This is a genomic window from Lentzea roselyniae, assembly GCF_039537795.1.
Classification (GTDB): Bacteria; Actinomycetota; Actinomycetes; order Mycobacteriales; family Pseudonocardiaceae; genus Lentzea; species Lentzea atacamensis.
Genome location: NZ_BAABBE010000097.1, coordinates 1 through 4,000, shown reverse-complemented (window position 1 = coordinate 4,000; position 4,000 = coordinate 1). Strand labels below are relative to the sequence as shown.

Annotated in this window: 4 protein-coding genes; 1 reads left to right on the top strand and 3 read right to left on the bottom strand. The window is 69.6% G+C overall.

The window, feature by feature from the left end; genetic code table 11:
- Positions 1 to 95: 95 nt before the first annotated feature.
- Entirely contained in the window at positions 96 to 2,009 is a 1,914-nt protein-coding gene (locus ABFX45_RS45880; RefSeq protein WP_346137374.1) for a hypothetical protein, read from the bottom strand.
- Complete coding sequence (locus tag ABFX45_RS45875; RefSeq protein ID WP_346137373.1) at positions 1,904 to 2,719, bottom strand: hypothetical protein; 816 nt, start codon at positions 2,717 to 2,719, stop codon at positions 1,904 to 1,906. Before ABFX45_RS45875 ends, ABFX45_RS45880 begins: the two co-directional genes overlap by 106 nt.
- A gap of 170 nt (positions 2,720 to 2,889) precedes the next feature.
- Between ABFX45_RS45875 and ABFX45_RS45870 the strand changes: the two genes are divergently transcribed.
- Complete coding sequence (locus ABFX45_RS45870; RefSeq protein WP_346137372.1) at positions 2,890 to 3,033, top strand: hypothetical protein; 144 nt, start codon at positions 2,890 to 2,892, stop codon at positions 3,031 to 3,033.
- Positions 3,034 to 3,262: 229 nt separating this feature from the next.
- Here the strand turns inward: ABFX45_RS45870 and msrA are convergent, their stop codons facing one another.
- Positions 3,263 to 3,760 (bottom strand): peptide-methionine (S)-S-oxide reductase MsrA, encoded by a 498-nt coding sequence (msrA, locus tag ABFX45_RS45865; RefSeq protein ID WP_346137371.1) that lies wholly within the window; start codon positions 3,758 to 3,760, stop codon positions 3,263 to 3,265.
- Positions 3,761 to 4,000: the final 240 nt, after the last annotated feature.

The window sequence follows — 4,000 nt, the reverse complement described above, 5'->3', positions numbered from 1 at the left end:
CTTTCGCGCCCGAGACCGGCAACAACGGCTGCAACGCCTGCCACTGCTCATCAGTCAGCTCATGCCTGCGCACCACGGCACAAGATCAAAGCACGTCAGACGAACCAGCTTTGAGGACGGGCCCTAGTACCGAGACCGATCACGCTCACCAGCGGGTGCTTCTCGGTGCTCAGCCGCACCAGCTGTTCCGCGACCGGTGCCCAGTGCCGCTGACGGCTACCGGTGTTCGCGAGCACGAGCTCGGGCAGGACCTGGTTGACGCGGATCGCCTGAGCCTGGGCGATGTACGCCCCCTCCAAGGCGTGCCGCACCTGGGCGGCGCTCAGGACGCCCTCGTTGAGCAGCGCCACCCGGACGTGCGGCAGACCGGAAGTGCGCACCAGCGCGTTCTGGACGGCGATGCGGTGGGACACCTCGGCGATGTCCTCGCTGAACTCGTACGAGCCGTCCGTCACGCCGACGCACTCGGTGTAGAGCCCGACCCGCAGGTAGCGGATCGAGGAGTCGAACGGCGAGACACCGCACCGCGTCTGCAACCCGCCCGCGATCGGCAGGCCCGCGCCCAACCCGACGCCAGCCGTCACCCACACGACAAGCGGCAGCACCAACCGGCGTCCGAGCGACCTCCGGCGTGCGGGCGGTCTCACCGCGGCGATGAGGTCGGCGGGCGCCGCGGGACCACCGGCGAGGTGGTCCTGCAGCAGGCCGTGCCGGAACTGGTAGGTCCCGCCGTTGGCACGCAACACTTCTCGCCGGTGCGCGTCGTCCAGGAACGCCATCAGCCGCCACGGCAGCTCGCCCCGCAGCGCCGCGAGGCACCGGGCGACCAGAAACATCGTCCACACGTGCGGGCCTCGGGCGAGGCCCACCACGACACCGAGCAGGCCCGCGCCCACACCGTCGATCAGGGCGATCCGGGGGCCGGCGACCACACCCGTCACCAATGCGACGGTGAGTCCGAACGCCAGGCCGAACACCGCCAGTCGCAACAACTTCGCGGTGCGGTCGGCTCGCAGAGACGCCCGCGGACTCGCGGCGCGCACGGTGTCCGCCGGGCCCTGCAACCAGCCCACCAGCCCGTAGGCGAGGCCGGTCACGGCACCGAAGATCACTCCCAGCAGCAGGCCGAGCCGGGAGGGGTCGGACACGTCGAACGTGATCGTGTAGGTGACCTCGGCGATCACGCCGATCCCGAGCCCCGCCGCCGTTCCGCGCACGACGCCCCGGCTGAGCTGGCCGGCGAGCAGCAGCCGGCGTCCGCGCACGCCCGCGTTGACGCGACTGGGTTCGGCGACCGCGCGAGCGTGCACGGCCCACCCTGTGGTCAGTCCGGCCAGGACTCCGGCGACCGCTCCGAGCGACAGCGCTCCCGCGTTGCCCGCGACGGTCGGCAGCACCATCAGCCAGACCGCCACCGCGGCGAGGACCACACCCGCCAGCCCGGTGACGACGCTCGTGACGCGGCTGGTCGCGGACGGCCGCATCCGGTGCAGCTCCCACCAGGCCAACGCGTAACCGCCTTCCTGGCGCAGATGCACGGCCAGCGATCGCAGCCACAGCTGTGCGCGCGGGGTGTCCGGGTAGACGTCGGTGATGAAGCGGTCGAGCAGGCTCTGTTCGACGCGGTCGCGGTCGTCGAACGTGAGCAGGTCTGCGGGATCGGCGGTGGTCCGGGCGAGGCCGATCATCAACGGCGTGCGCAGTGCCGAGGCCAGCGGGCCGGAGGTGTTCTCTCGCAGGTGTTTCAGCACCGGTGCCCACCGCGCGTCACCGTCCACCCGGCCCGCGGGCAGGTAGGCGATTGTGTCCGCCGCGCCGACGGGGCCGAGTTCCACGACCAGCGCCGTCGCCAGTACCGCGGTGGCCTGGGTGACGGCTCGCTCGTACTCGTCGGCGCGGCACGTCAGCAGCAGTGGCCTGCCGCGCGTCGCCTGGTCGATCCGCATGATCGCCTCGGCGTGGAGGGCTTCGGGCAGCTCGTCCAGGCCGTCCAATACGAGGAAGACCAACCCGGCTCGTCGACCAGGTCGACGCCCAGTTCCGGGTAGTCGGCGCGCAGCTGGTTCCTGGCCCAGTCGAGAAGTTCCTCCTCACCGGCCCGCCACGACGACACCGACAGCAGCACCGGCACCGGCAGCCGCCGCTCGCGTTCGCGCCGGGCGAGCAGGGCCAGCGTGAACTGGATGGCCAGCACGGATTTGCCGGCACCCGGTCGCCCCAGCACGACCACCTGCCGGTTCGGCAGGTCGAGCACCGTGCTCACCAGTTCGTCGATCTCGCCACGGGCGGCCGGGGCGGCTGGCGCCGCGCGAGACCGCAGTACCAGGCGTCGCCACAGCGGCAAGCGCTCCGGGGCTTCCGGCCGGTCACGACCCAGCACGTTCACGGCGGGCGGCGACACTGGACGCCCGGTCGTGGTCCACGGTTGCGGTAGGACCCACGGTCCGTGCAGGCCGCGCAACCCAGCCTCACGGGTCCACTGGTGCTTCACCGCTTCGGCCAGCGCGTCAGCCGCGCCGCGCATCCGGTCGTCCGCGGCCGCGCGGCCGGCGGCGCGCTGCCGTGTGATCTCCAGCCAGACGGCGATCGCCGCTAGGACCGCGAGCGCGGGCCATGCGGCGGCTTGGAACGAGGGTGGGAACGTGTCGGAGGCGAGGTTGGTGGCGAGAGCCAGGACGACCGCGAGCAACGGTGGCCCAGCCAGCCCCAGCCACCGCAAATCGGACCCCTCTCGTTTCCTCCCGTCCGTTGTCGCGCCAGTTGGTGCATTCGTTACCCGGTCAGGCGGTGGCGCTGAAGAGCTCGGACAACCTCTCGAGCGATCGTTCCACCGCCTTGCGGTTGCGGCGGGGGGACGGTGAGAGGTCGAGTAGCAGCGGATGGTGGGCCGTGGACCAGTCGAAGGTCTCGGTCACCTCGGTGCTGCAGTCGGCGAGCGGGGTGAGCCGCCACCTCCAGCGGCGCCCGTTGAAGTGCCGCCAGGCGATGAGCCGGTTCTACTCGAACTCGACCACCACGTTCTCGATCCGGTAGGCCATGCCATCTTCATGTCTATGCCGAACGTCGAGTCGATCACCAGTCGTTCAGGGGGCGCCGGGTCGGGCGCGAGGACTGAGCCCGACCCGGCGACGAGCGGGTCCTTCGACGGATCGGCAAGTAGGTCGAAGATCTCCCACGCAACAGGCTGGGATCGGGGCGAGGGCCGTCCGATGGACGGCCCTCGTAGCATGCATCAGTGAGACGTCGCAGCGCGACGATCTCGCTACCTCTCTCCGAGCTGCCATTCCGGCCTGACGTAGTGGCAGGTGTAGCCGTTGGGGTAGCGCTCAAGGTAATCCTGGTGCTCCGGCTCGGCCTCCCAGAAGTCCGAGGCTTGGGTGACCTCGGTGACGACCTTGCCTGGCCACTTCCCGGAGGCGTCGACGTCCGCGATCGTCTCCTCGGCGATGCGCTTCTGCTCGTCAGTCGCAAAAAAGATCGCCGACCGGTAGCTGGCGCCGATGTCGTTGCCCTGACGGTTGCGCGTCGACGGGTCGTGAATCTGAAAGAAGAAGGCCAGGATCTGCCGGTAGCTGAGCTGCTCGGGGTCGAACACGATCTCGATGGCCTCGGCGTGGTTGCCGTGGCGGCGGTACGTGGCGTTCGGCGTGCTGGTGTCGCCGGTGTAGCCGACGCGGGTGGAGACGACTCCGGGGTGGCGGCGGAACAGGTCCTGCATGCCCCAGAAACAGCCGCCCGCGAGAACAGCCTTCTCCGTCACAGTGATTCTCCTCTGCTCATCGATGTCCATTCACGAGAACGCTCTGGCTCGCCGGGTTCATCCCCGCCAGATTGTGACGTATCCATTACGGCCACTGCCGATGATGGTGTTGGACCCCTGCGTGTCAGGGTGAGTTGAGTCCAGTGGTTCACAGCAAGCTGGCCTGACGCAGGGCGAGATTCGGATTGATTGACATGACCCGCAAGGCCAGGTCCTCGGTGGTCGAGGACGATGATGGGC